Origin of the sequence: Pseudomonas sp. R2-60-08W, from assembly GCF_003852335.1 — a bacterium.
GTDB lineage: Bacteria > Pseudomonadota > Gammaproteobacteria > Pseudomonadales > Pseudomonadaceae > Aquipseudomonas.
This window is the reverse complement of sequence record NZ_CP027731.1, coordinates 1,259,571-1,285,784: the sequence shown is the minus strand read 5'-3', so window position 1 is coordinate 1,285,784 and position 26,214 is coordinate 1,259,571. Positions and strand designations below refer to the sequence as shown.

Sequence of the window (26,214 nt, the reverse complement as noted above, 5' to 3'; positions counted from 1 at the left end):
CCGCATCAGCTTCAGTTCCATTTAACATATTTATACACACTCCATTTTCCTACAGAAAATTCCATAAATTACATATCAATTGCTCCTACATGAGTGAAAATTCTGTAAGACATAGTTCCTATTCAGATGTAAAAAACCTTTCCTTGGAGAAGTAAAATGCTGAAATTAAAAAAACATCTGCATGGATTTGAAGCAGAATCCTTAAACAAACACTAAACGTTTGTAAACGTCGTACCTCAATTAATGCCCGTATGGGTATATTCAGGACAAAAAAAAAGCCCCTTGCATAAGGTAATGCTGTTCACTTAAGCATTTGAGCTAAAGCGGGGCTTCCTAGAAAATCCGATGCCAGACCTCTGGCATCGGATTTTTTTATGTCTGTTCAACAGGACCTGCTCGACCTCGGCGACCTTTTCAACTTCTGCGACCTAAGCACTTTCACCCAGAACATCCCCATTGAATGGGTTGCGTCTGCGCTGGATCTATCCAGTCAGGCCACTATTCGTCGGCGTCGCTTGCCCGCCGATCAGGTGCTTTGGTTGGTGCTTGGCATGGCGTTGTTTCGTGATGAGCCTGTCCATGAGGTCGCTAGACGGTTGAACATTTGCGCTCAAGGCCTCGCCTCCGACCACTTGTTGGCCCGAAGCGGCGTCACTGAAGCCCGCAAGCGACTAGGGGCCGATCCCGTTGAGTGGTTATTCCGCAAAACCGGCACTCAATGGGGCTTGGAGCGCTACGACGAGGACGACTGGCACGGTTTGCAGGTCTTCGCGGTGGACGGTGCGCTCTTGCGCACGCCGGACACACCCGAGCTTCGAGATCATTTCGGGTCAGGAAATACGCCCAGTGATCGTCAGACTCCCTTCCCCATGATGCGCTTGGTAGCGCTGATGAACGTGCGTTCGCACTTAATCCTGGATGCACAATTAGGGCCTTACCGGCGCAGTGAAATGCGCTTGGCCGACGAGTTTTTGCAGCAAGTCCCCGACCACTCCGTGACGCTATTCGATAAAGGATTTTGGGGCGCAGAAATGCTGTTGAGCCTGAGTAACACCGGAACCCACCGTCATTGGTTGATTCCCGCCAAAAAAGGCATGGTCTGTGAAGAAGTGATCCGTTACGGCGAGCACGACCGCTTGGTGCGCATGAAGGTCTCACCGCAAGCCAGAAAGAGAAATCCGGCTCTTGGCACCCACTGGGAAGCCCGCGAAGTCAGCTATGAAATCCAAGGCAGATTAAAAACTGTCATGACGTCGTTACCAGCCAACACCTACAGCACCAAGGTCGTTGCCAAACTTTATCAGGAACGCTGGGAAATCGAATTGGGCTTTAGGGATATCAAAAGCTCTATGCAGCAGAATGCCGTGACCTTGCGCAGTAAAAAAATCGACTTGGTCTATCAGGAGGTCTGGGGGCTTTTACTCGCTTACAACGTGATTCGCCGGGAGGCCGGTCAAGCAGCGGTAGCGTTTGGTCGAGCTCCGTCGGACATACGCTTTAAGCCCGTTTGCCAGTATATCGCCGTGCAGTTGATCGTGATGGCGGCAGCCAATCCGGTATCAGCCACAGGCAGACGCTTGGCCGAACTAAGGAAGGGTATCGGCAGCTTGTTTCTGGATCACCGCCCCAGACCTGCAAGGCCGAGGACGGTGAAGATCTCAAAAACCCGATTTCCAGTGGATCGCAATGCTGCTCCGCTTAAGTGAACAGCATTACCTTGCATAAGGGGCCTTTTCAGGACAAGCGAAACACTCAGAACAACTTGCGGCCTTTGTTGGCCGCGATGCGCATGCGCAAGGCGTTCAACTTGATGAAGCCCGCTGCATCCGCCTGATTGTAGGCACCGCCATCTTCCTCGAAGGTAGCGATGTTAGCGTCGAACAGTGATTCATCAGACTTGCGACCGGTCACGATCACATTGCCCTTGTACAGCTTCAGACGCACGACACCGTTCACATGAGCCTGGGAGGCGTCGATCATCTGCTGCAGCATCAGACGCTCAGGGCTCCACCAGTAACCGGTGTAGATCAGGCTGGCGTACTTGGGCATCAGCTCATCTTTGAGGTGGGCCACTTCACGGTCCAAGGTAATGGACTCGATGGCGCGGTGAGCGCGCAGCATGATAGTGCCACCCGGTGTTTCATAGCAGCCGCGGGACTTCATACCCACGTAACGGTTCTCGACGATGTCGAGACGGCCGATACCGTGTTCACCACCGATACGGTTCAAGGTTGCCAGTACGGTGGCTGGGGTCATCTCGACACCATCCAGCGCGACGATATCGCCGTTGCGGTAGGTCAGTTCCAGATACTGCGGCTTGTCTGGAGCGTTCTCCGGGGAGACGGTCCATTTCCACATGTCTTCTTCGTGCTCGGTCCAGGTGTCTTCCAGCACGCCGCCTTCATAGGAGATGTGCAGCAGGTTGGCATCCATCGAGTAAGGGGACTTCTTCTTGCCGTGACGCTCGATCGGGATCGCGTGCTTTTCAGCGTAATCCATCAGCTTTTCACGGGACAGCAGGTCCCATTCACGCCACGGTGCGATCACTTTCACGCCAGGCTTGAGGGCGTAGGCGCCCAGTTCGAAACGCACCTGGTCGTTACCCTTGCCGGTGGCGCCATGGGAAATGGCATCTGCGCCGGTTTCGTTGGCGATTTCGATCAGGCGCTTGGCGATCAGCGGACGGGCGATGGAGGTACCGAGCAGGTACTCGCCTTCGTAGACAGTATTGGCGCGAAACATCGGGTAGACGAAATCGCGGACGAACTCTTCGCGCAGGTCGTCAATGTAGATCTCTTTCACGCCCATGGCTTGCGCCTTGGCACGTGCAGGTTCGACCTCTTCGCCCTGACCCAGGTCAGCGGTGAAGGTCACCACTTCACAGTTATAAGTATCCTGCAGCCACTTGAGGATCACCGAAGTGTCCAGGCCGCCGGAATACGCGAGAACGACCTTGTTTACGTCGGCCATGCCATCACTCCACGGGGTTGTACGGAAAGGCGACGATTCTACCGATCAAAACCGTGAAATTACAGGGGCGCGACAGCAAATGAAGATAAAGCGACAGATTATGTCGAACACGCGACCGATGGTCGCACGCTATGAGGTCGCTGCGGGGTTACTGGGTGCGGTTGCCTGGGGCGCCGGTCTCTCGGGCGCTGCCACGCGCTCGAGCTGCACGTTGACCCGACGGTTGCGGGCGCGGTTCGCGGCATTGGTGTTGGGCGCCAAGGGGTAGCTTTCGCCGTGGAAGCGCAGGGTGATCTGCGACTCCTGGATGCCATTGGCCTTGAAGTAGTCCATCACCGCCAAGGCGCGGCGTCGCGAGACATCGCGGTTGGTCAAGCGGTTGCCGCTGTTATCCGAATGGCCGTTCAACTCGATATGGTTGACGGTGGGGTCGGCTTTCATGAACGCGACAATCACCGACAGCTTCTTCTTGGCCGCAGCATCCAGCTCGATGCCACCACCGGGGAAGCCGACTTCCGTCTGCTTGACCTGATCGTAATTCATCGGCAACAGCTTGGTAGTACACAGCTGATAGTCGGTGTAGGCCTTGTTGAATTTCACCGGCAGCAGGCGAATCTCCGAGTAACCACCCTCGCGACCGTAATGTCGCACGGTCGGGCTGCGTCCTTCGAGCAAGCCGGTGAACAACCGCCCGGCCTGGGCCTGGGAGCTGTTAAACAGCACATCACCACTGCCGACGCGTACCGCACCGAGGTTGATATCGCCGCGGCCCGGTTGCCAGGGCGCGGCGGCGGCCAATAATGTGGCGGAGCCGGCACCGAGCGAACCGTTATAGGCTTTCAGACGAAATGTCGCCTGCTCACCCGCCCGGCGCACGAACTCACCCGAGCCGAAATCGGTGATCGGCTGGGTCAGTCGGCATTCGAACTGATCGCCCTCCACCTTCCACTCAATATTCTCCAGACGTGTCTGGAACGTGAGGGCCATCGCGGGCAGGCTGGCGAACACACTGAGCAGGGCTAGATAATGCTGGCGCACGGGAGGCTCCACTGGTTTCTACAACACTTCAAAGCGTCATACATCGTTAAGGCATACCCAGAGCTATCGGTCGCATCCTGCAAAACTTGATAGCGAGTGCCTGCACGAGTCTTTTCCGGTAGCATTCCCTCCAGATTGACCCGCCTGGAATCCCCAATGTCCGACCGCCTGACCCTGCTGCGTCCCGACGACTGGCATATTCATCTTCGCGATGGTGCTGCGTTGCCCCAAACCGTGGCCGATGTAGCGCGCACGTTTGGCCGTGCCATCATCATGCCTAACCTGGTACCCCCGGTGCGTAACGCGGCCGAAGCCGATGCCTATCGCCAGCGAATCCTCGCTGTGCGCCCGGCCGGCAGCCGCTTCGAACCGCTGATGGTGCTTTACCTTACCGACCGCACCCAGCCTGAAGAAATTCGTGAGGCCAAGGCCAGCGGTTACGTTTACGCCGCCAAGTTGTACCCGGCGGGCGCGACCACCAACTCCGATTCCGGCGTCACCAGCATCGACAAGATCCTGCCGGCCATCGAAGCCATGGCTGAGGTCGGCATGCCGCTGTTGATCCACGGTGAAGTCACCCGTGGCGATGTCGATGTGTTCGATCGCGAGAAGATCTTCATCGACGAGCACATGCGCCGCGTGGTCGAGCTGTTCCCGACGCTCAAGGTGGTGTTCGAACACATCACCACCGCAGAGGCCGTGCAGTTCGTCACCGAGGCTTCGGCCAATGTCGGCGCGACCATCACCGCACATCACCTGTTGTACAACCGCAACCACATGCTGGTGGGCGGGATTCGGCCGCATTTCTACTGCTTGCCGATCCTCAAGCGCAACACCCATCAGGTGGCTTTGCTGGATGCCGCCACCAGCGGCAGCCCGAAGTTCTTCCTCGGTACCGACTCCGCGCCCCACGCGCAGCACGCCAAGGAAGCCGCCTGCGGTTGCGCGGGGTGCTACACCGCGTTTGCTGCCATCGAGCTGTACGCGGAAGCGTTCGAACAACGCAACGCCCTGGACAAGCTCGAAGGCTTCGCCAGCCTCAATGGCCCGCGCTTCTATGGCCTGCCGGCGAATACCGATCGCATCACCCTGGTTCGTGAAGACTGGACCGCCCCTGCCAGCCTGCCCTTTGGCGAGTTGACCGTTATCCCGCTGCGCGCCGGTGAAACACTGCGCTGGCGCCTGCTGGAGGAAAGCAAGTGAGTGAAGACCATTACGATGACGACCAGGAACACGCCGGTGGGGGCGGTTCGCGCCACCCGATGGCCGAACGTTTCCGCGGCTACCTGCCTGTCGTTATCGACGTAGAAACCGGCGGCTTCAATTGCGCCACCGATGCCTTGCTGGAAATTGCCGCGACCACCATCGGCATGGACGAGCAAGGCTTCGTGTACCCGGAACACACCCACTTCTTCCGCGTCGAGCCGTTTGTAGGGGCCAACATCGAAGCGGCAGCCCTGGAGTTCACCGGGATCAAGCTCGATCACCCCTTGCGCATGGCAGTGAGTGAAGAAGCGGCGCTGACCGACATCTTCCGTGGCGTACGCAAAGCGCTGAAGGCCAATGGCTGCAAACGCGCGATCCTGGTCGGGCACAACAGCAGTTTCGACCTGGGCTTCCTGAATGCCGCCGTGGCGCGCCTGGACATGAAACGTAACCCGTTCCATCCATTCTCCAGCTTCGACACCGCTACGCTTGCCGGCCTGGCCTATGGTCAGACCGTACTGGCAAAAGCCTGCCAGGCAGCCGGTATCGATTTCGACGGTCGCGAGGCGCACTCGGCTCGCTATGACACCGAGAAGACCGCCGAGCTGTTCTGTGGCATCGTCAATCGCTGGAAACAGATGGGCGGTTGGGAAGACTTCAACGACTGAGGTTGAATCCCGCGCATAAAAAAACCGGCCTTTCCAGGCCGGTTTTTTTTACCTTGAATCTGGCTTACAGCTTGCCAGCGTTCTCGGTCAGGTAAGCCGCAACACCTTCGGTGGAAGCGGTCATGCCTTTGTCGCCTTTTTTCCAGTTGGCAGGGCAGACTTCGCCGTGCTCTTCGTGGAATTGCAGAGCGTCGACCAGACGGATCAGCTCTTCCATGTTACGGCCCAGCGGCAGGTCGTTGATGATCTGCGAGCGCACAACGCCCTTGTCGTCGATCAGGAACGCGCCACGGAATGCCACGCCGCCTTCGGACTCAACGTCGTAGGCCTTGGCGATATCATGCTTCATATCGGCTGCCATGGTGTATTGGACTTTGCCGATGCCGCCATCATTGATGGCGGTGTTGCGCCAGGCATTGTGAGTGAAGTGGGAGTCGATGGAAACGGCGACCACTTCAACATTGCGCGCCTTGAAATCGTCCATGCGGTGATCCAGAGCGATCAGCTCGGATGGGCAGACGAAGGTGAAGTCCAGCGGGTAGAAGAACACCAGGCCGTATTTGCCTTTGATGGCTTCAGACAGTTTGAAGCTGTCTACGATTTCGCCATTGCCGAGAACGGCGGGTACGTCGAAATCCGGGGCTTGTTTGCCGACGAGTACGCTCATTGGATATCTCCTGATGAAGGGGTGACGATTGAAGTAACAGGACCAGCGTCGAGTCTGCCTTGTGTCAGCGACAAACCTGTGACGCGGTCACGCTTCGTAAAGACTGACCATCATACACCGAAAAAACCGTTCGTCAGCGCGCGGGCAATGTGCGTGCGATCGTTGATGAAACTACTTTGACAATCATTCTCGTTAACATTAAGATCCATCGCACTCAAGCCCTAAACCCGCGACGGTTCTCCCTTATGTATGTGTGCCTCTGTACTGGCGTCACCGACGGACAAATCCGCGAAGCAATCTATGAAGGTTGCTGCAGCTACAAGGAAGTGCGCGAAACCACCGGCGTTGCCAGCCAGTGCGGTAAATGCGCATGCCTCGCCAAGCAAGTGGTACGGGAAACGCTCACGCAGTTGCAGACAGCCCAGGCTGGCGTGCCCTACTCAGCAGAATTTACACACGCTTAAATAGGCGTGTTTTAAAGAACCGGACTCCGTGTCCGGTTTTTTTATGCCTGCAATTCAATTAGTTAGCGTCAAGACGCGGAACACAAACATTCTTATTCCGATTAATTTTCATTTATTATTCAATAACTTAGGTTTGACACCAGGTTTTTCGCCGCTCAAACTCTGCCCCTACACAGCGATTACAGGGCAGGACCCCAGTCATGAAAGGCGACATCACAGTCATCCAGCAACTCAACAAAATCCTTGCCAATGAACTGGTCGCGATCAATCAGTACTTTCTGCATGCACGCATGTATGACGATTGGGGCCTGGAAAAGCTGGGCAAACGCGAATACAAGGAATCGATCAAGGCCATGAAGGACGCCGATGCGCTGATCAAACGCATCCTGTTCCTCGAAGGCCTGCCGAATGTACAGGACCTGGGCAAGCTGAATATCGGCGAGCACACCCAGGAAATGATCAGCAGCGACCTGGGCTTTGAACGCAAGAGCCACAGCGACCTCAAGGCCGCCATCGCTCACTGCGAAGCCACTGGCGACTACGGCAGCCGCGAGTTGCTGGAAGATATTCTTGAAGACCAGGAAGAGCATATCGACTGGCTGGAAACCCAACTGGGCCTGATCGACAAAGTCAGCCTGGAGAACTACCTGCAATCGCAAATGGGCGAATAACCCCGTAGTTCTTGTTTACTGTAGGAGCGAGCTTGCTCGCGAAAAAACGCCCAGGCAACGCGTTTATTCTGGATAAACGCGGGGGCCTTAAGTGCTTCGCGAGCAAGCTCGCTCCTACAGAGAAGCCAAAAAAAAGCCCCGCCCTCTTACGAGAGGCGGGGCTTTTTATTGCGTGGCCTTTTACCAAAGCATCAAGCTTCAGTCTTGGCTGCCGCTTTTTCCGCTGCATCTTTGATCAACGCTTGCAACGAGCCATCAGCCGCCATTTCAGTGATGATGTCGCTACCGCCAACCAGTTCACCGGCCACCCACAGCTGCGGGAAAGTCGGCCAGTTGGCATATTTAGGCAGGTTGGCGCGGATTTCCGGGTTCTGCAGGATATCCACGTAAGCGAACTTCTCGCCACACGCCATGATGGCCTGGGACGCTTTCGCGGAGAAACCGCACTGGGGAGCGTTTGGCGCGCCTTTCATGTAAAGCAGAATGGTGTTGTTGGCAATCTGCTCTTTGATCGTTTCGATGATATCCATGGAACACCTCTGCAGGAACTTTGCGACTCACGGGTCGGCACGGTGGCGCATTGTAACGCAAAAAACCTGCAGGATGCTCGGGCGCGCCGACAGCCAGCCTCACGCCGCTGCAACTTTCACAGGCACGCCATTGAGCGCCGCATTGCCGGAGAGCTCGTCCAACTGCCGCTCATCGGTCAAATCATTCGCACTTGCCCCCGGCTGGCCGCTGGCGATGCTCATCTGCACACCCGGGCGCCCGTGCCCCCAGCCATGCGGCAGGCTGACCACGCCGGGCATCATGTCCAAGCTGGCGACCACCTCGACTTCGACCATGCCGATGCGTGAGCTGACGCGCACCCGCTGACCGTCGTTCAATTGCCGGCTGGCCAGGTCGTCAGGATGCATCAGCAGTTGATGGCGCGGCTTACCCTTCACCAGCCGATGATAGTTATGCATCCAGGAATTATTGCTGCGCACATGGCGACGACCGATCAGCAGCAGTTCGTCAGCCACGGGCACCGGTTGCGCCGCAAAACGCGCCAGGTCCGCCAGGATCACTAGCGGCGCCGCCTGCACCTTGCCATCGGCGGTTTTCAGCCGCTCGGCCAGGTTTGGCTGGAGCGGCCCCAGGTCCACGCCATGGGGATGATCGGCCAGCATCGCCACCGACAGCTTGCGCGCAGATGCATCCCCATAAGTCCCGGCGCGCAACCCGAAGTCGATCATCTGCGCAGGCGGCATCGTCGGCTTGAGCACCACGCCGGTATGGGCCGAGAACGCCTTGGCCAGGCCGACGAAGATTTCCCAATCGTGCAGCGCACCTTCAGGCTTGGGCAGGATCGCGCGATTGAAGCGCGTGACGTTGCGTACCGCGAACATATTGAAGGTGGTGTCGTAGTGATCATTCTCCAGTGCCGACGTGGACGGCAGGATCAGATCGGCATAGCGCGTGGTCTCGTTGATGTAGAGGTCGATACTGACCATGAACTCCAACCCATCCAGCGCCTGCTCCAACTGACGGCCGTTGGGCGTCGACAATACCGGGTTACCGGCCACCGTCACCAGGGCGCGGACTTGCCCTTCGCCTTCGGTGAGCATCTCTTCGGCCAAGGCGGATACCGGCAGTTCTCCGCCGTACTCGGGCCGCCCGGACACGCGGCTCTGCCAGCGATTGAAATGCCCGCCGCCGGTCGAGGCCACCAAATCCACCGCCGGCGTGGTGCACAAGGCGCCGCCTACCCGATCCAGATTGCCGGTCACCAGGTTGATCAGTTGCACCAGCCAATGACACAGGGTGCCGAACGCCTGGGTGGAGACGCCCATGCGCCCATAGCACACCGCTTTATCCGCCGCCGCGAAGTCCCGCGCCAGTTGGCGGATCTGCTCGGCTGGCACCGCACACTGACGGCTCATGGCCTCGGCGGTAAACCCGGCGATCGCCTGGCGCACGGTCTCCAAACCCTCAACCGGTAAATGGCTGTCGCGGGTCAAGCCCTCGGCGAACAGGGTGTTGAGCAGCCCGAACAACAAGGCCGCGTCACCGCCAGGACGCACGAACAGGTGCTGATCGGCAATCCCCGCCGTCTCGCTGCGGCGCGGGTCGACCACCACAACTTTGCCGCCTCGGGCCTGAATGGCCTTGAGGCGCTTCTCCACGTCGGGCACGGTCATGATGCTGCCATTGGAGGCAAGAGGATTGGCGCCCAGGATCAACATGAAGTCGGTGTGGTCGATGTCCGGAATCGGCAGCAACAAGCCATGGCCGTACATCAGGTGGCTGGAGAGGTGGTGGGGCAGTTGGTCTACCGACGTCGCGGAGTACCGGTTACGCGTTTTCAACAGGCCGAGAAAGTAGTTGCTGTGGGTCATCAGCCCGTAGTTATGCACGCTGGGGTTGCCCTGATACACCGCCACCGCATTCTGCCCATGCCGGGCCTGAATGCCCGCAAGGCGTTCGGCTACCAGCGCGAAGGCGTCTTCCCACGGGATTGGTTGCCATTCATTACCCACCCGCAACATAGGCTGGTGCAGGCGGTCCGGGTCATTCTGGATATCCTGCAACGCCACCGCTTTCGGGCAGATGTGCCCCCGACTGAAGGTGTCCAACGGGTCGCCCTTGATCGAGGTGATCGCCAGGCTGCCGTCGTCGCCTTGGCTGGTTTCCAGGGTGAGGCCGCAGATCGCTTCGCATAGGTGGCAGGCACGGTGATGGAGAGTCTTGGTCATGGCCAGTCTCTTTATAAGGGCTTTGTTCAACTATGGGCCGCGACCGCTCGGTGCGCCAGCAACGTTCGCGCGGTGAATCGGCAGCCATAGGCCAAAGCAGGGCCAAGAGTGAGCAAATGTTTCGGAAACCTCCCCGCACGCGCCTGAAACCGCTAAAACCAGGCCCGGAGCCGCCCCTGCGCATTGCAAAAGGTCTCGGCGCCAGTGTACAAATGGGCCGCTGCTGTCAGGAAACCGTCTTCAAACGCGCTTCGGCGCCCTGCTTGAACACCCTTAAAAACCGTAGCCCTATTGGTAAGACGCGACATTTAATGTCAATATCGCGCCTTCCCCTATTTCGTCGCCCCGTGCGGCTTTCGCCGCAGGTCTCGCCCGTTGTCACAATAAACAAGGCTTTGAGTATCTGCGGTCTGTTGCAAAAGGTAGTTAATGATGAGCGCAAGGCACTTTCTCTCCCTGATGGATTGCACGCCCGAAGAGCTGGTCAGCGTGATCCGTCGAGGCATTGAGCTTAAAGACCTGCGTAACCGCGGTGTACTGTTCGAGCCTCTGAAAAACCGCGTGCTCGGGATGATTTTCGAGAAGTCCTCGACCCGCACCCGCTTGTCCTTCGAAGCCGGCATGATCCAATTGGGTGGTCAGGCGATCTTCCTGTCGCCGCGCGATACCCAATTGGGCCGTGGCGAGCCGATCAGCGACTGCGCCATCGTGATGTCGCGCATGCTCGACGCCGTGATGATCCGTACCTTCGCCCACAGCACCTTGACCGAATTTGCCGCCAACTCGCGTGTGCCGGTGATCAACGGCCTGTCCGATGACCTGCATCCGTGCCAATTGCTGGCCGACATGCAAACCTTCCTCGAGCACCGCGGCTCGATCCAGGGCAAGACCGTGGCCTGGATCGGCGACGGCAATAATATGTGCAACAGCTATATAGAAGCCGCGATCCAGTTCGACTTCCACCTGCGTATCGCCTGCCCCGAGGGTTACGAACCCAGCGCCGAGTTCCTGGCCAAGGCCGATGGCCGCGTGCAACTGCTGCGCGATCCGAAAGACGCGGTGGTCGGCGCCCATCTGGTCAGCACCGACGTCTGGACCTCCATGGGCCAGGAAGACGAAACCGCCAAGCGCCTGGCCCTCTTCGCGCCGTTCCAGGTGACCCGCGCGCTGCTCGACCTGGCCGCGCCGGACGTGCTGTTCATGCACTGCCTGCCTGCCCACCGTGGCGAAGAAATCAGCCTCGACCTGCTCGACGACCCACGCTCGGTCGCCTGGGACCAGGCCGAAAACCGCCTGCATGCGCAAAAGGCCCTGCTCGAATTTCTCGTTCCGCCGTCGTACCACCACGCATGAGCCAGCCATTACTGCTGAACCTGCGCAATCTGGCATGCGGCTATCAAGATCAACGGGTGGTGCAGAACCTCAATCTGCACCTCAACGCTGGAGACATCGGCTGCCTGCTGGGCTCCTCGGGCTGCGGCAAGACCACCACCCTGCGCGCAATTGCGGGGTTCGAGCCGGTGCACGAAGGCGAAATCAGCCTGGCGGGCGAAGTGATCTCCAGTGCCGGTTTCACGCTGGCACCCGAGAAACGTCGCATCGGCATGGTGTTTCAGGACTACGCGCTGTTTCCTCATCTGAGCGTGGCCGACAACATCGCCTTCGGCATCCGCAAGCACCCGCAAAAAGAACGCGTAGTGGCCGAATTGCTGGAACTGGTCAACCTCAAAGACCTGGACAAGCGCTTCCCCCACGAGCTTTCCGGTGGTCAGCAGCAACGTGTCGCCCTGGCCCGCGCCCTGGCGCCGGAGCCGCAGCTGCTGCTGCTGGACGAACCCTTTTCCAACCTGGATGGCGAATTACGGCGCAAGCTCAGCCATGAAGTGCGCGACATTCTCAAGGCGCGCGGCACCAGCGCGATCCTGGTCACCCATGATCAGGAAGAAGCCTTCGCCGTCAGCGATCATGTGGGCGTGTTCAAGGAGGGTCGTCTTGAGCAGTGGGACACGCCCTACAACCTCTACCACGAACCGCAGACACCGTATGTGGCCAGCTTTATTGGCCAGGGCTATTTCATCCAGGGTCAATTGAGCTCGCCCGAGTCCGTCAGCACTGAGCTGGGCGAGCTGCGTGGCAACCGTGCATATACCTGGCCCACCGGTGGCGCGGTGAAGGTGCTGCTGCGCCCGGATGACATCGTCTATGCGCCGGACAGTGCACTAAAAGCGCGGATTGTTGGCAAGACCTTCCTTGGTGCGTCAACGCTGTACCGTCTGCAACTTGCGACGGGCGCGCAGCTGGAGTCGATTTTCCCCAGCCACGTCGATCAGCAGATGGGCACGGATGTGGGCATTCGAGTGGCCGCCGAGCATCTGGTGCTGTTCCAGGAATAAGCCGCTACCTTGTGGGAGGGGGCTTGCTCCCGATAGCGGTGGGTCAGTCAGCTTATCTCTAGCTGGCCCACCGCCATCGGGGGCAAGCCCCCTCCCACATTGGATCACCACAGGGCTGATCATTAGGCCCGGCCAATCGGCGCGAAGATGGCTTGGGTATGCTCAGCCAACACACTGGCTGGCAACTCTACTTCCAACCCTCTCCGACCGGCACTGACGAAAATCGTCGCAAACGGCTGCGCCGTCACATCGATGAACGTGCGCAAGCGCTTCTTTTGCCCCAAAGGGCTGATGCCGCCCAAAAGATAGCCGGTGGAGCGCTGCGCCGCCGCCGGGTCGGCCATTTCGACTTTCTTGACGCCCGCCGCGTGAGCCAGGGCTTTCAGATCCAGACTTCCGACGACCGGCACCACCGCCACCAGCAATTCGCCCTTCTCACTGCTGGCAAGCAAGGTTTTGAACACCTGCGCCGGGTCGAGAGCCAATTTCTCCGCGGCCTCCAGGCCATACGAAGCCGCCTTGGGATCGTGCTCATAACTATGGATGCGATGTTCGGCGCGAACTTTTTTCAACAAATCCAATGCGGGGGTCATGACCTCTCCGGACGTAGCAAACTGAGACTCGATTCTAGGCCAACCCCGCACAAAACGCTCTAGTCCGCCCTATCCGCCAATCTTATTTAATGTGATGAGCGTGATCATTCATCAAACCTATAGTTCGAAAGTGACTGGTAGTTCACTTTCGACCTTTGACAGCAGTCATTCTTGTCTATATTTTTTCGTTTCCGAATACTGTAGGAATAGCCCTCGGTACTCGAGCAGTAAGCCGTGACACAGGATGGGGATCCTCGTCTCGGTGAAAATCGCGCAACGGCCCGTTGAGGCCTGCGCCAGACAAGAACAACAACTGAGGTTTTCCATGACAACTGCTCTTCAACAGCCTTCACTTTCGAGCCAATGCATGGCCGAATTCCTCGGCACTGCGCTGCTGATCTTCTTCGGTACCGGGTGCGTCGCTGCGCTCAAGGTCGCGGGTGCGAGCTTTGGCTTGTGGGAAATCAGCATTATCTGGGGGGTCGGCGTGAGCATGGCGATCTACCTGAGTGCCGGTATTTCCGGGGCTCACCTCAATCCGGCGGTGAGTATCGCCCTGTGTATTTTTGCCGACTTTGAAAAACGCAAACTGCCCTTCTACATCCTCGCCCAAATCGCCGGTGCTTTCTGCTCCGCCGCGCTGGTGTACACGCTCTACAGCAATCTTTTTTTCGATTACGAACAAACCCACCACATGGTGCGTGGCTCCCAGGCCAGCCTGGAATTGGCTTCGGTGTTCTCCACCTATCCCCATGCATTGCTCAGCACGGCCCAGGCGTTCCTGGTGGAAATGGTCATCACCGCGATCCTGATGGGTGTGATCATGGCCCTGACCGACGACAACAATGGCCTGCCCCGTGGCCCGCTGGCGCCGCTGCTGATCGGCCTGTTGATCGCTGTGATTGGTAGCGCGATGGGCCCGCTGACCGGCTTTGCGATGAACCCGGCGCGGGATTTCGGGCCCAAGCTGATGACCTTTTTCGCCGGCTGGGGTGAAATGGCCTTTACTGGCGGTCGCGATATTCCTTACTTCCTGGTACCGATTTTCGCGCCGATTGTGGGCGCATGCCTCGGCGCCGCAGCGTATCGCGGGCTAATTGCCCGTCACCTGCCGAGCGCCGCACCTGCTATAGCTGAAACAACTGACACGGCTGTCAACGGCAACACCCGTATTTCCTGAAAGCGCCAGCCAGGGTCCCTGCCCTTCGTGACCCCGGCTGATTTCTGACTCCTTATTTCGTCCAAGGCAATTGACATGACCGACCTTCAGAATAAGAACTACATCATTGCCCTCGATCAGGGCACCACCAGTTCCCGCGCGATCATCTTCGATCGTGACGCCAACGTGGTGTGCACCGCCCAGCGCGAGTTCGTCCAGCATTACCCGCAGGCGGGCTGGGTCGAGCATGACCCGATGGAAATCTTCGCCACCCAGAGCGCGGTGATGGTGGAGGCGCTGGCCCAGGCTGGCCTGCACCACGACCAGGTCGCCGCCATCGGCATCACCAACCAGCGCGAAACCACCGTGGTATGGGACAAGATCACTGGCCGCCCGATCTACAACGCCATTGTCTGGCAGTGCCGCCGCAGTACCGAGATCTGCCAGCAGCTCAAGCGCGACGGCCACGAGCAATACATCAGCGACACCACTGGTCTGGTCACCGACCCCTACTTTTCCGGTACCAAACTCAAGTGGATCCTCGACAACGTCGAAGGCAGCCGCGAGCGTGCGCGCAACGGCGAGTTGCTGTTCGGCACCATCGACAGCTGGCTGATCTGGAAATTTACCGGCGGCAAGACCCACGTCACCGACTACACCAATGCTTCGCGCACCATGCTCTTCAACATCCACACCCTGGAATGGGATGCGAAGATGCTGGAGATTCTGGACGTTCCACGGGAAATGCTGCCGGAAGTTAAATCTTCGTCCGAGATCTACGGCCGCACCAAAAGCGGCATCGCCATCGGCGGCATTGCCGGCGACCAGCAAGCCGCGCTGTTCGGCCAGATGTGCGTCGAACCCGGCCAGGCCAAAAATACCTACGGCACCGGCTGCTTCCTGCTGATGAACACCGGCGACAAAGCGGTGAAATCCAAGCATGGCATGCTCACCACCATCGCCTGCGGCCCGCGTGGCGAAGTGGCCTACGCACTGGAAGGCGCAGTTTTCAACGGCGGATCCACCGTGCAGTGGTTGCGTGACGAGTTGAAAATCATCAACGACGCCCACGACACCGAATACTTTGCCGGCAAGGTCAAGGACAGCAACGGCGTTTACCTGGTGCCGGCCTTCACCGGCCTGGGCGCGCCGTACTGGGACCCGTATGCCCGTGGCGCATTGTTCGGCCTGACCCGTGGCGTACGCGTGGATCACATTATTCGTGCAGCCCTGGAGTCGATTGCCTACCAGACCCGTGACGTGCTCGACGCCATGCAACAGGACTCGGGCGAACGCCTTAAAGCCCTGCGTGTGGACGGCGGCGCAGTCGCCAACAACTTCCTGATGCAATTCCAGGCCGATATCCTCGGCACCCAGGTCGAACGACCGCAAATGCGCGAAACCACCGCCCTCGGCGCTGCTTACCTGGCAGGCCTGGCCTGTGGCTTCTGGGGCAGCCTGGACGAGCTGCGCGGCAAAGCGGTGATCGAGCGCGAATTCGAACCACAGCTCGATGAAGCGGCTAAAGAGAAACTCTACGCGGGCTGGCAAAAAGCAGTCAGCCGCACCCGCGACTGGGAGCCGCACGAAGGCGCCGAATAAGCCAAGCGCCGGATCTACACCGGTTGTAACTGGCAGGGAGCGGATTCCTGCGTCATCATGGGCCACTTTTGTATGGCAGCCCAAAGGACGCCCCATGAATCTGCCTCCCCGCCAACAACAAATCCTCGAACTGGTCCGCGAACGCGGCTACGTCAGTATCGAGGAAATGGCGCAGTTGTTCGTTGTCACCCCGCAAACCATCCGCCGCGATATCAACCAGCTGGCGGACGCCAATCTGCTGCGCCGCTACCACGGCGGCGCGGCCTATGACTCCAGTGTCGAGAACACCGCGTACGCCATGCGTGCCGACCAGATGCGCGATGAAAAACAGCGTATCGGCGAAGCCATCGCGGCGCAGATCCCCGATCACGCCTCGTTGTTCATCAATATCGGCACCACCACCGAATCCATCGCCCGTGCGCTGCTCAATCACCATCACCTGAAAATCATCACCAACAACCTCAACGTCGCCACCATGCTCAGTGCCAAGGACGACTTCGATGTGTTGCTGACCGGCGGCAATGTGCGCCGTGACGGCGGCGTGGTAGGCCAGGCCAGTGTGGATTTCATCAATCAGTTCAAGGTCGACTTTGCGCTGGTGGGTATCAGTGGCATCGATGAGGATGGCAGCCTGCTGGATTTCGACTATCAGGAAGTGCGGGTTTCCCAGGCGATCATCGCCAACGCGCGACAAGTGATTCTGGCCGCGGACTCCAGCAAGTTCGGGCGCAACGCCATGATCCGCCTGGGGCCGATCAGTCTGGTGGACTGCCTGGTGACTGATCAGCAGCCGGTGCCGGCGTTGGTGCAGTTGTTGAATCAGCATAAGGTTCGTTTGGAAGTCGTCTGACATCTCGTTCCCACGCTCCGCGTGGGAATGCACCGCAGGACGCTCCGCGTCCGCTGTGACGCAGAGCGTCATGGGCTCAATTCCCACGCGGGAGCGTGGGAACTATCAGTTCACAAATTTTCCTTTCCCCACCCTTCGATGAGTTTTTTCAATCGAAGTTGGCTGGCTGCGCGCGCATTTATCAGCTAACATTTTCGCAAATGAACATTAATGTTCGAATTCCAATACGAAAAGATCGCGAGGCCAGCCGATGAACCCTTCTACCTTGCCTGCACCACCGCTTGCCGAAGTCTATGACGTTGCCGTTATCGGCGGCGGGATCAATGGCGTCGGCATTGCAGCAGACGCAGCCGGGCGCGGTTTGTCGGTATTCCTTTGCGAAAAGGACGATCTGGCCAGCCACACGTCGTCTGCCAGCAGCAAGCTGATTCACGGTGGCTTGCGCTACCTGGAACACTACGAGTTCCGCCTGGTACGCGAAGCCCTGGCCGAGCGTGAAGTGCTGCTGGCGAAGGCCCCGCACATCGTCAAGCAGATGCGCTTTGTGTTGCCGCACCGTCCGCACCTGCGCCCGGCCTGGATGATCCGTGCCGGCCTGTTCCTGTATGACCACCTGGGCAAACGCGAGAAGCTGGCCGGTTCGAAAAGCCTCAAGTTCGGTGCCGACAGCCCGCTGAAAAGCGAAATCACCAAAGGCTTCGAATATTCCGACTGCTGGGTCGACGACGCCCGCCTTGTGGTGCTCAACGCCATGGCCGCGCGCGAGAAAGGCGCGCATATCCACACCCAGACCCGTTGCGTCAGTGCCCACCGCAGCAACGGCTTGTGGGAAATGAACATGCAACGCGCCGATGGCAGCCTGTTCTCGATCCGCGCCCGGGCGCTGGTGAACGCCGCCGGCCCATGGGTCGCCAAGTTCATCAAGGACGACCTGAAGCTGGATTCGCCGTACGGCATTCGCCTGATCCAAGGCAGCCACCTGATCGTGCCGAAACTCTACGAAGGTGCCCATGCGCACATTCTGCAGAACGAAGACCAGCGCATCGTGTTCACGATTCCGTACCTCAATCACCTGACCATCATCGGCACCACCGACCGCGAATACACCGGCGATCCGGCGAAAGTTGCGATCACCGAAGGTGAAACCGACTACATGCTCAAGGTGGTCAACGCACACTTCAAGAAACAGCTGAGCCGTGACGATATCGTCCACACCTATTCGGGCGTGCGCCCGCTGTGCAACGACGAATCGGACAACCCATCGGCCATTACCCGCGACTACACCCTGTCGCTGTCCGGCGGCAGCGGCGAGGCGCCGATCCTGTCGGTGTTCGGCGGCAAGCTGACGACCTACCGCAAGCTGGCCGAATCGGCCATGGCGCAACTGGCGCCGTACTTCACCCAGATGCGCCCAAGCTGGACCGCCAAGGCCAGCCTGCCGGGCGGCGAAGACATGACCACACCAGAAGCCCTGGCCGAGGCCATACGCAACAAGTTCGACTGGGTGCCGAGCGAGATCGCCCGTCGCTGGTCGACCACCTACGGCAGCCGCACCTGGCGCCTGCTGGAAGGTGTGCAAACCCTGGCTGATCTGGGTGAGCACCTGGGCGGTGGGCTTTACACCCGCGAAGTCGATTACCTGTGCGCCGAAGAATGGGTAACCCAGCCTCAAGACGTGCTGTGGCGCCGCACCAAGCTGGGCCTGTTCACCACTGCAGCAGAGCAGGACAACCTGCAACGCTACCTGTCCAAGGTTGAACAGACGCGCAGCAAGATCGAAGCGGCCTGACGCCATCCCGAGACTGTAGGGGCAAGCTTGCTCGCGAAAAACCCGAGAGCGCCGCGTTTATCCAGAATAAACGCGGCGTTTTTGCGTTTTTCGCGAGCAAGCTCGCTCCTACCTTAGGAGTGCCTGCCATTCGGTTTTCCGAACGCAGAACCTGCTCCTATTCGGTTTGCCGTACCCCGGTAGTGAGCTGACACTGTCACACAAAGTTAATAACCATATAAATCATGAAGTTAAGCTTTTGTTTCGGGTATGGCACGACTCATGCTCTACACTTCCTGACGATTGCCTGAGACGCCTCAGCAGCCGTCAAGGCATTCGCTGTACAAGAGAGCCGTTTAGCTGGCTTTATAAAAAAAACAAATGTCGAGGAAGTATTGATGCGCATCGTTCCCCATATCCTGGGCGCAGCTATTGCTGCTGCTCTGATCAGCACTCCAGTTTTCGCCGCCGAACTCACCGGCACGCTGAAGAAAATCAACGACTCCGGCACTATCACTCTCGCTCACCGCGACAGCTCTATTCCGTTTTCCTACATTGCGGATGGCTCGGGCAAACCCGTGGGCTATTCCCATGACATTCAACTGGCCGTCGTTGAAGCCCTGAAAAAAGACCTGAACAAGCCCGATCTGCAGGTCAAATACAACCTGGTGACGTCGCAGACCCGTATTCCGCTGATCCAGAACGGCACCGCAGACCTGGAATGCGGCTCCACCACCAACAACGCCGAACGCGCCCAGCAAGTTGACTTCACCACCAACATCTTCGAAATCGGCACCCGTCTGCTGGTCAAGAAAGACAAGGATGGCAAGCCGTCCTACCTTGACTTTGCCGACCTGAAAGGCAAGAACGTCGTGACCACCGCCGGCACCACGTCCGAGCGCATCATCAAGGCGATGAACGCCGACAAGCAGATGGGCATGAACGTCATCTCCGCCAAAGACCACGGCGAATCCTTCCAGATGCTCGAAAGCGGCCGCGCGGTTGCCTTCATGATGGACGACGCCCTGCTGGCCGGCGAAGAAGCCAAGGCCAAGAAGCCGGATGACTGGGTGATCACCGGTACTCCGCAGTCCTTCGAAGCCTACGCGTGCATGGTTCGCAAAGGCGACCCAGACTTCAAGAAAGCCGTGGATGACGCCATCGCCAGCCTGTACAAGTCCGGCGAAATCAACAAGATCTACGCCAAGTGGTTTGAAAGCCCGATTCCACCAAAAGGCCTGAACCTCAACTTCCCGATGAGCGACAAGGTCAAGGAACTGATCAAGAACCCGAGCGACAAACCGGCTCCGGAAGTAAAGATCTAAAACCTGGCTAACCTTATCGCCTGAGGGAGTCAAACTCCCTCAGGCGTTTGTAATTACCTGCTGGCTTTAACTTGGAACACTCGACCTGGCGGTTTTCGAGCCGATTGCGTGTGCCTGACGTTCAACGTCAGGAGGGAACGGACTGTCCCAAGCGGGTGCTTGTACATCGATCGATCTCGAGGGGAGACCCTAATGAATTACAACTGGGACTGGGGCGTGTTCTTCAAGTCCACCGGCGTTGGCAGCGAGACTTATCTCGACTGGTACATCGCCGGCCTGGGCTGGACCATCGCCATCGCTGTCGTGGCATGGATCATTGCCTTGCTGCTGGGCTCCATTCTGGGGGTCATGCGCACCGTGCCAAACCGCCTCGTATCGGGCATCGCGACCTGCTACGTGGAACTGTTTCGTAACGTGCCGCTGCTGGTTCAGCTGTTCATCTGGTATTTCCTGATACCCGATCTGCTGCCGCAGAACCTGCAGGACTGGTACAAACAAGACCTGAACCCGACCACCTCGGCCTACCTGAGCGTCGTCGTGTGCCTGGGCCTGTTCACCGCCGCCCGTGTGTGTGAACAAGTGCGCACCGGCATCCAGGCGCTGCCCCGTGGCCAGGAAGCCGCCGCGCGCGCCATGGGCTTCAAGCTGCCGCAGATCTACTGGAACGTGCTGCTGCCCCAGGCCTATCGCATCATTATTCCGCCGCTTACCTCCGAATTCCTCAACGTGTTCAAGAACTCCTCCGTGGCGTCCTTGATCGGCCTGATGGAACTGCTGGCGCAAACCAAGCAGACCGCCGAGTTTTCGGCCAACCTGTTTGAAGCCTTCACCCTGGCCACGCTGATCTACTTCACCCTGAACATGAGCCTGATGCTGCTGATGCGCGTGGTCGAGAAGAAAGTCGCGGTGCCCGGCCTGATCTCCGTGGGGGGTAAATAATGGACTTCGATTTCAGCGGTATCATCCCCGCGATCCCGGGCCTGTGGAACGGCATGGTCATGACCCTGCAGTTGATGGTCATGGGCGTGGTCGGCGGCATCATCCTGGGTACGATCCTCGCGCTGATGCGCCTGTCGTCCAGCAAGCTGCTGTCCCGTGTGGCCGGCGCCTATGTGAACTACTTCCGTTCGATCCCGCTGCTGTTGGTGATCACCTGGTTCTACCTGGCCGTGCCGTTCGTCCTGCGCTGGATCACCGGTGAAGACACGCCGATCGGCGCGTTCACCTCCTGCGTCGTGGCCTTCATGATGTTCGAAGCCGCGTACTTCTGCGAAATCGTGCGGGCCGGCGTGCAGTCGATCCCCAAGGGCCAGATGGCCGCCGCGCAGGCGATGGGCATGACCTACGGGCAGACCATGCGCCTGATCATCCTGCCCCAGGCGTTTCGCAAGATGACCCCGCTGCTGCTGCAGCAGAGCATCATCCTGTTTCAGGACACGTCGCTGGTCTACACCGTGGGCCTGGTGGACTTCCTCAACTCTGCCCGTTCCAACGGCGACATCATCGGCCGCTCCAATGAGTTCCTGATCTTCGCCGGTGTCGTCTACTTCATCATCAGCTTTTCCGCCTCGCTGCTGGTCAAGCGTCTGCAAAAAAGGTTTGCCGTATGATCTCTATCAAGAACATCAACAAGTGGTATGGCGACTTCCAAGTGCTGACCGACTGCAGCACCGAGGTTAAAAAAGGCGAAGTGATCGTGGTGTGCGGGCCGTCCGGCTCGGGCAAGTCCACCCTGATCAAGTGCGTGAATGCGCTGGAGCCGTTCCAGAAAGGCGACGTGATCGTCGATGGCACTTCCATCGCCGACCCGAAGACCAACCTGCCGAAACTGCGCTCGCGCGTGGGCATGGTGTTCCAGCACTTCGAACTGTTCCCGCACCTGACCATCACCGAGAACCTGACCATCGCGCAGATCAAGGTGCTCGGCCGCAGCAAGGAAGAAGCCACCAAGAAGGGCCTGCAACTGCTGGAGCGCGTCGGCCTGTCGGCCCATGCACACAAGCACCCGGGCCAACTGTCCGGTGGCCAGCAACAACGTGTGGCGATTGCTCGCGCCCTGGCCATGGACCCGATCGTCATGCTGTTCGACGAACCGACCTCGGCGCTCGACCCGGAAATGGTCAACGAAGTGCTCGACGTGATGGTGCAGTTGGCCCACGAAGGCATGACCATGATGTGCGTGACCCACGAAATGGGCTTCGCCCGCAAAGTGGCCGACCGCGTGATCTTCATGGACGCTGGCAAGATCATCGAAGACTGCCCGAAAGAAGAGTTCTTCGGCGACATCAGCGCCCGCTCCGAACGTGCGCAGCACTTCCTTGAGAAAATCCTGCAGCACTAAGTATTACAGCGCATCCACTGAAGAAACCGGACCAATGTGGGAGGGGGCTTGCCCCCGATAGCGGTAGATCAGCGACAGATATACCGACTGACACACTGCAATCGGGGGCAAGCCCCCTCCCACACTGACCGCACAGGCCGGCAGCGCTGGTTGACCCAAGGCATCTGTGATGAAATGCGACCCCACCCCCTATCGCGCTGCGCCGCCATCACTTGCCGTGAAGCCTCGCCTGATACGTCAACTGTTCCTGCCGCCGTTGATCATCGCCCTGATGATCGGCTTGGGTTATATCGGCTTCTGGGTCAGTGAGTACTATGGCATCCGCACCCTCAGCGACAACGGCGAACGCCAGTTGGAGTTGCACGCCCGCACCGTCGAAAGCGAACTGAGCAAATACACCTACCTGCCCAGCCTGCTTGAGCTGGAATCCAGCGTTTCCCTGCTCCTGGCTGACCCCAACCAGGAAACCCGCACGACCGTCAACGATTACCTCGAAGGCTTGAACCGCCGCAGCCGCAGCCGCGCCATCTACGTGATGGATACCACCGGCCGGGTGCTGGCCACCAGTAACTGGCGCGACGCCGACAGTTATCAGGGTGAAGACCTGTCCTTTCGCGCCTATTTCCAGAACGCCGTGCGCGGCCAGCCCGGTCGTTTCTACGGCATCGGCAGCACCAACGGCGAACCCGGCTACTACCTGGCCCACGGCCTGGAAGAGCATGGCAAAATCATCGGCGTCGCCGTGGTCAAGGTCCGCCTGGAGGCGCTTGAAGAGCGCTGGCAACGCGCGCGCCTCGAAGCTTTTGTCAGCGACGAAAACGGCATCATCATCCTGTCCAGTGACCCGGCCCGCCGCCTCAAGGCCGTGCGTCCCCTGAGCGAAGACACCAGGGACCGGCTGGCTAACAGCCTGCAATATTATTGGGCGACACTGGACGCCCTGGAACCCCTGGCCCGCGAGCGGCTGAACGAAGGCAGCGAAAAGCTGACCTTCCCGGCCAACAGCGAAGTGGTCAACGACAAGCAAGAAGTCAGTTACCTGGCGCAAACCCGGCCACTGAATGACACACCGTGGAACTTCACCCTGCTCACCCCGCTGAATGAACTACGCCGCGCCGCGATCAACCAGGGCATCCTGGTCGCCGTCGCGTTTGGCTTGGTCGCGTTTTTGCTGATTGCCTGGAACGAGCGGCGCAAGGTCATCGCCACCCGCCTCGCCGCACGGGAGGCCTTGCAGGAAGCCAACAGCCAGCTGGAACGACGGATTGCCGAACGCACCGCCGACCTGCGCGCCAGCAATGAACGCCTCAAAGGCCAGATCCGCGAACGGCGCCAGGCCGAAGAGACCTTGCGCCGTGCCCAGGACGAACTGGTGCAGGCCGGCAAACTCGCAGCGATCGGCCAGATGTCCACCAGCATCGCCCACGAATTGAACCAACCCCTGGCCGCGCTGCGCACCCTGTCCGGCAACACCGTGCGCTTCCTCGAACGTGGCGCCCTGGACACCGCCAGCGCCAACCTCAAGACCATCAACGAACTGATCGATCGCATGGGTCGCATCACCGCCAGCCTGCGCTCGTTCGCCCGGCGCGGTGACGACCAGGGCGAAGCGAACCTGGCCAAGGCGGTGGACGCCGCGTTCCAGGTGCTCGGCGCGCGCCTGGACAACCTGTCCCTGGCCGTGCACCGTGACTTCACCCATGCCCAGTTGCAGATCGATCAGACGCGCCTGGAGCAGATCCTGGTCAACCTGATCGGCAACGCCCTCGATGCGATGCAGGCGCAACCGGCGCCGCAGTTGTGGCTGGAAGGCCAGAGCGCCGAGGGTAAATATCGCCTGCGGGTGCGCGACAATGGCCACGGCATCGACCCCGAGGCACGCAAACACCTGTTCGAGCCCTTCTTCACCACCAAGCCCGGCGAGCAAGGGCTGGGCCTGGGCCTGACCCTCTCCGCAAGCCTTGCGGCGGCCACCGGCGGCAGCCTGGCCGTAGAACATCCGGCCGCTGGTGGTACCGCGTTTGTCCTGAACCTGCCGCTGGCGGGCGCTGAAAAAGTTGAGTCGACATGAATATTGAACCCCAAGACCTCACCGTCCTGATCGTCGAAGATGACCCCCACGTGCTGCTGGGTTGCCAGCAGGCATTGGCGCTGGAAGACATCCCCAGCGTTGGCGTGGGCAGTGCCGAAGAAGCGTTGACCCATATCGGCGAGAATTTTGCCGGCATTGTCATCAGCGATATTCGCCTGCCGGGCATAGATGGCCTGGCCTTGCTCACTCGCCTCAAGGCGCTGGATAAAAGCCTGCCGGTGGTGCTGATCACCGGGCATGGCGACATCTCCATGGCGGTCGGCGCCATGCGCAACGGCGCCTACGATTTCATGGAAAAACCCTTCTCCCCCGAGCGCCTGGTAGACGTCGCCCGTCGTGCCCTTGAACAGCGTGGGCTGGCGCGGGAAGTCTGGTCGCTACGGCGCCAACTGGCCGAGCGCGATTCGTTGGAGGGCCGCATCATCGGGCGCTCGCCGGCGATGCAAAACTTGCGCGAACTGATCGCCAACGTTGCCGACACGTCGGCCAACGTGCTGATCGAAGGCGAAACCGGCACCGGCAAGGAGCTGGTCGCGCGCTGCCTGCATGACTTCAGCCGGCGCCACGCCCACCAGTTCGTCGCCCTGAACTGCGGTGGGCTGCCGGAGAACCTGTTCGAAAGCGAGATTTTCGGCCACGAAGCCAACGCGTTTACCGGCGCCGGCAAGCGCCGCATCGGGAAGATCGAGCACGCCCATGAAGGCACGCTGTTTCTCGATGAAGTGGAAAGCATGCCGATCAACCTGCAGATCAAACTGCTGCGGGTCCTGCAGGAACGCACCCTCGAACGCCTGGGTTCGAACCAGAGCGTGGCCGTGGATTGCCGGGTGATCGCCGCCACCAAGTCCGACCTCGATGAACTGAGCCGCGCCAGCCAGTTCCGCAGTGACCTGTACTACCGTCTCAATGTGGTCACCCTGGAACTGCCGCCACTGCGCGAGCGCCGTGAAGATATCCTGCAGTTGTTCGAACACTTCCTGCAGCAATCCTCACTGCGCTTCGATCGCATCGCCCCGGAGCTGGACAACCAGACCCTGTCGAGCCTGATGAGCCACGACTGGCCGGGCAACGTGCGCGAACTGCGCAACGTCGCCGAACGCTTCGCCCTGGGCCTGCCCGCGTTCAAGAAAAGCGGCACGGGCGGCAGCACCCACGGCCTGGCCTTTACCGAGGCGGTGGAAGCCTTCGAACGCAACCTGCTCGTTGACGCCCTGCAACGCAGCGGCGGCAACCTGACCCAGGCCAGCCAGGAACTGGGGATGGCCAAGACCACGCTGTTCGACAAGGTCAAAAAATACGGGTTGAGTCACTGATGGATCTATTCTTGAAAGCCGCCCTCGGCGCGGCGGTGGTGCTTATATTGGCCGCACTGGCCAAGACCAAAAACTATTACATCGCAGGCTTGGTGCCGCTGTTTCCGACCTTCGCGCTGATTGCCCACTACATCGTCGGCAAGGGCCGTTCGGTCGAGGATCTCAAGACCACCATTGTGTTTGGGATGTGGTCGATCATTCCGTACTTCGTGTACTTGGCGACCTTGTATGTGATGGTGGATCGGATGCGGTTGGAAGCATCGCTCGCCGTGGCCGCAGTGGCCTGGCTGATGGCGGCAACGGTGCTGGTTAGTGTCTGGGTACGCCTGCACACCTGACACACCACAGTCCAAATG

Annotated in this window: 24 protein-coding genes; 18 read left to right on the top strand and 6 right to left on the bottom strand. The window is 59.3% G+C overall.

Annotated elements, in window-relative coordinates:
• Positions 1–374: 374 nt before the first annotated feature.
• Positions 375–1,706 carry an IS4 family transposase gene (locus tag C4J90_RS05695; RefSeq protein WP_124361991.1) on the top strand — a complete coding sequence of 444 codons (1,332 nt, stop codon included), beginning with the start codon at positions 375–377 and terminating at the stop codon, positions 1,704–1,706.
• Between the two features lie 46 nt (positions 1,707–1,752).
• Here C4J90_RS05695 and C4J90_RS05690 read toward each other — a convergent pair whose 3' ends face one another.
• Both C4J90_RS05690 and C4J90_RS05685 read right to left on the bottom strand, forming a co-directional pair.
• The gene (locus tag C4J90_RS05690; RefSeq protein WP_065886002.1) at positions 1,753–2,970 is read right to left on the bottom strand and encodes an argininosuccinate synthase; all 1,218 of its coding nucleotides are present in this window, start codon (positions 2,968–2,970) and stop codon (positions 1,753–1,755) included.
• A 129-nt stretch (positions 2,971–3,099) separates the two neighbouring features.
• Positions 3,100–4,008 carry an OmpA family protein gene (locus C4J90_RS05685; protein ID WP_124419391.1) on the bottom strand — a complete coding sequence of 303 codons (909 nt, stop codon included), beginning with the start codon at positions 4,006–4,008 and terminating at the stop codon, positions 3,100–3,102.
• A 156-nt stretch (positions 4,009–4,164) separates the two neighbouring features.
• Between C4J90_RS05685 and pyrC the strand changes: the two genes are divergently transcribed.
• Both pyrC and rnt read left to right on the top strand, forming a co-directional pair.
• On the top strand, positions 4,165–5,211 hold the full coding sequence (gene pyrC / locus C4J90_RS05680) for a dihydroorotase (protein ID WP_124361516.1): 1,047 nt from the start codon (positions 4,165–4,167) through the stop codon (positions 5,209–5,211).
• On the top strand, positions 5,208–5,882 hold the full coding sequence (gene rnt / locus C4J90_RS05675; protein ID WP_124361515.1) for a ribonuclease T: 675 nt from the start codon (positions 5,208–5,210) through the stop codon (positions 5,880–5,882). The genes pyrC and rnt overlap by 4 nt, the downstream gene beginning before the upstream one ends.
• Positions 5,883–5,946: 64 nt before the next feature.
• On the opposite strand, the gene C4J90_RS05670 is transcribed toward rnt, so the two are convergent.
• Positions 5,947–6,549: a peroxiredoxin gene (locus tag C4J90_RS05670; protein ID WP_124361514.1), complete on the bottom strand. Its 603-nt coding sequence runs from the start codon at positions 6,547–6,549 to the stop codon at positions 5,947–5,949.
• A 245-nt stretch (positions 6,550–6,794) separates the two neighbouring features.
• On the opposite strand from C4J90_RS05670, the gene C4J90_RS05665 reads away from it, so the two are divergent.
• Positions 6,795–7,013, top strand: coding sequence for a bacterioferritin-associated ferredoxin (locus tag C4J90_RS05665; protein WP_124365113.1), 219 nt, complete (start codon positions 6,795–6,797; stop codon positions 7,011–7,013).
• Positions 7,014–7,213: 200 nt separating this feature from the next.
• Positions 7,214–7,684, top strand: coding sequence for a bacterioferritin (gene bfr, locus C4J90_RS05660; RefSeq protein WP_124361513.1), 471 nt, complete (start codon positions 7,214–7,216; stop codon positions 7,682–7,684).
• A 191-nt stretch (positions 7,685–7,875) separates the two neighbouring features.
• Here bfr and grxD read toward each other — a convergent pair whose 3' ends face one another.
• Together grxD and C4J90_RS05650 are read right to left on the bottom strand one after the other, a co-directional pair.
• Entirely contained in the window at positions 7,876–8,214 is a 339-nt protein-coding gene (grxD, locus tag C4J90_RS05655) for a Grx4 family monothiol glutaredoxin (RefSeq protein WP_110624405.1), read from the bottom strand.
• Positions 8,215–8,313: 99 nt separating this feature from the next.
• Positions 8,314–10,422: a molybdopterin oxidoreductase family protein gene (locus tag C4J90_RS05650; protein WP_124419390.1), complete on the bottom strand. Its 2,109-nt coding sequence runs from the start codon at positions 10,420–10,422 to the stop codon at positions 8,314–8,316.
• 432 nt (positions 10,423–10,854) lie between these two features.
• Here C4J90_RS05650 and argF point away from each other — a divergent pair, with 432 nt between their 5' ends.
• Positions 10,855–11,775 carry an ornithine carbamoyltransferase gene (argF, locus tag C4J90_RS05640; protein WP_124361511.1) on the top strand — a complete coding sequence of 307 codons (921 nt, stop codon included), beginning with the start codon at positions 10,855–10,857 and terminating at the stop codon, positions 11,773–11,775.
• Positions 11,772–12,815 carry an ABC transporter ATP-binding protein gene (locus C4J90_RS05635; protein WP_124419389.1) on the top strand — a complete coding sequence of 348 codons (1,044 nt, stop codon included), beginning with the start codon at positions 11,772–11,774 and terminating at the stop codon, positions 12,813–12,815. Before argF ends, C4J90_RS05635 begins: the two co-directional genes overlap by 4 nt.
• Before the next feature lie 122 nt (positions 12,816–12,937).
• On the opposite strand, the gene ybaK is transcribed toward C4J90_RS05635, so the two are convergent.
• A complete protein-coding gene (gene ybaK, locus C4J90_RS05630; protein WP_124361509.1) occupies positions 12,938–13,408 on the bottom strand; it encodes a Cys-tRNA(Pro) deacylase in 471 nt (156 codons plus the stop codon).
• A 325-nt stretch (positions 13,409–13,733) separates the two neighbouring features.
• Here ybaK and C4J90_RS05625 point away from each other — a divergent pair, with 325 nt between their 5' ends.
• The 11 genes from C4J90_RS05625 (at position 13,734) to C4J90_RS05575 (ending at position 26,196) form a co-directional block, all read left to right on the top strand.
• Complete coding sequence (locus C4J90_RS05625) at positions 13,734–14,588, top strand: MIP/aquaporin family protein (protein WP_124361508.1); 855 nt, start codon at positions 13,734–13,736, stop codon at positions 14,586–14,588.
• A 75-nt stretch (positions 14,589–14,663) separates the two neighbouring features.
• On the top strand, positions 14,664–16,169 hold the full coding sequence (gene glpK / locus C4J90_RS05620) for a glycerol kinase GlpK (protein ID WP_124419388.1): 1,506 nt from the start codon (positions 14,664–14,666) through the stop codon (positions 16,167–16,169).
• Between the two features lie 94 nt (positions 16,170–16,263).
• Positions 16,264–17,019: a DeoR/GlpR family transcriptional regulator gene (locus tag C4J90_RS05615; protein ID WP_124361506.1), complete on the top strand. Its 756-nt coding sequence runs from the start codon at positions 16,264–16,266 to the stop codon at positions 17,017–17,019.
• Between the two features lie 250 nt (positions 17,020–17,269).
• Positions 17,270–18,808 (top strand): glycerol-3-phosphate dehydrogenase, encoded by a 1,539-nt coding sequence (gene glpD / locus C4J90_RS05610; RefSeq protein ID WP_124365112.1) that lies wholly within the window; start codon positions 17,270–17,272, stop codon positions 18,806–18,808.
• Between the two features lie 377 nt (positions 18,809–19,185).
• Positions 19,186–20,112: a glutamate/aspartate ABC transporter substrate-binding protein gene (locus tag C4J90_RS05605; protein WP_124413966.1), complete on the top strand. Its 927-nt coding sequence runs from the start codon at positions 19,186–19,188 to the stop codon at positions 20,110–20,112.
• A 192-nt stretch (positions 20,113–20,304) separates the two neighbouring features.
• On the top strand, positions 20,305–21,051 hold the full coding sequence (locus C4J90_RS05600) for an amino acid ABC transporter permease (protein ID WP_024073702.1): 747 nt from the start codon (positions 20,305–20,307) through the stop codon (positions 21,049–21,051).
• Positions 21,051–21,722, top strand: coding sequence for an amino acid ABC transporter permease (locus C4J90_RS05595; protein ID WP_046071144.1), 672 nt, complete (start codon positions 21,051–21,053; stop codon positions 21,720–21,722). The genes C4J90_RS05600 and C4J90_RS05595 overlap by 1 nt, the downstream gene beginning before the upstream one ends.
• The gene (locus tag C4J90_RS05590; RefSeq protein ID WP_124361503.1) at positions 21,719–22,453 is read left to right on the top strand and encodes an amino acid ABC transporter ATP-binding protein; all 735 of its coding nucleotides are present in this window, start codon (positions 21,719–21,721) and stop codon (positions 22,451–22,453) included. Before C4J90_RS05595 ends, C4J90_RS05590 begins: the two co-directional genes overlap by 4 nt.
• 169 nt (positions 22,454–22,622) lie before the next feature.
• On the top strand, positions 22,623–24,524 hold the full coding sequence (locus C4J90_RS05585) for a sensor histidine kinase (protein ID WP_124361502.1): 1,902 nt from the start codon (positions 22,623–22,625) through the stop codon (positions 24,522–24,524).
• Positions 24,521–25,858 carry a sigma-54 dependent transcriptional regulator gene (locus C4J90_RS05580; RefSeq protein WP_124403236.1) on the top strand — a complete coding sequence of 446 codons (1,338 nt, stop codon included), beginning with the start codon at positions 24,521–24,523 and terminating at the stop codon, positions 25,856–25,858. The genes C4J90_RS05585 and C4J90_RS05580 overlap by 4 nt, the downstream gene beginning before the upstream one ends.
• Entirely contained in the window at positions 25,858–26,196 is a 339-nt protein-coding gene (locus tag C4J90_RS05575; protein ID WP_124361500.1) for a GlpM family protein, read from the top strand. The genes C4J90_RS05580 and C4J90_RS05575 overlap by 1 nt, the downstream gene beginning before the upstream one ends.
• Positions 26,197–26,214 lie beyond the last annotated feature (18 nt).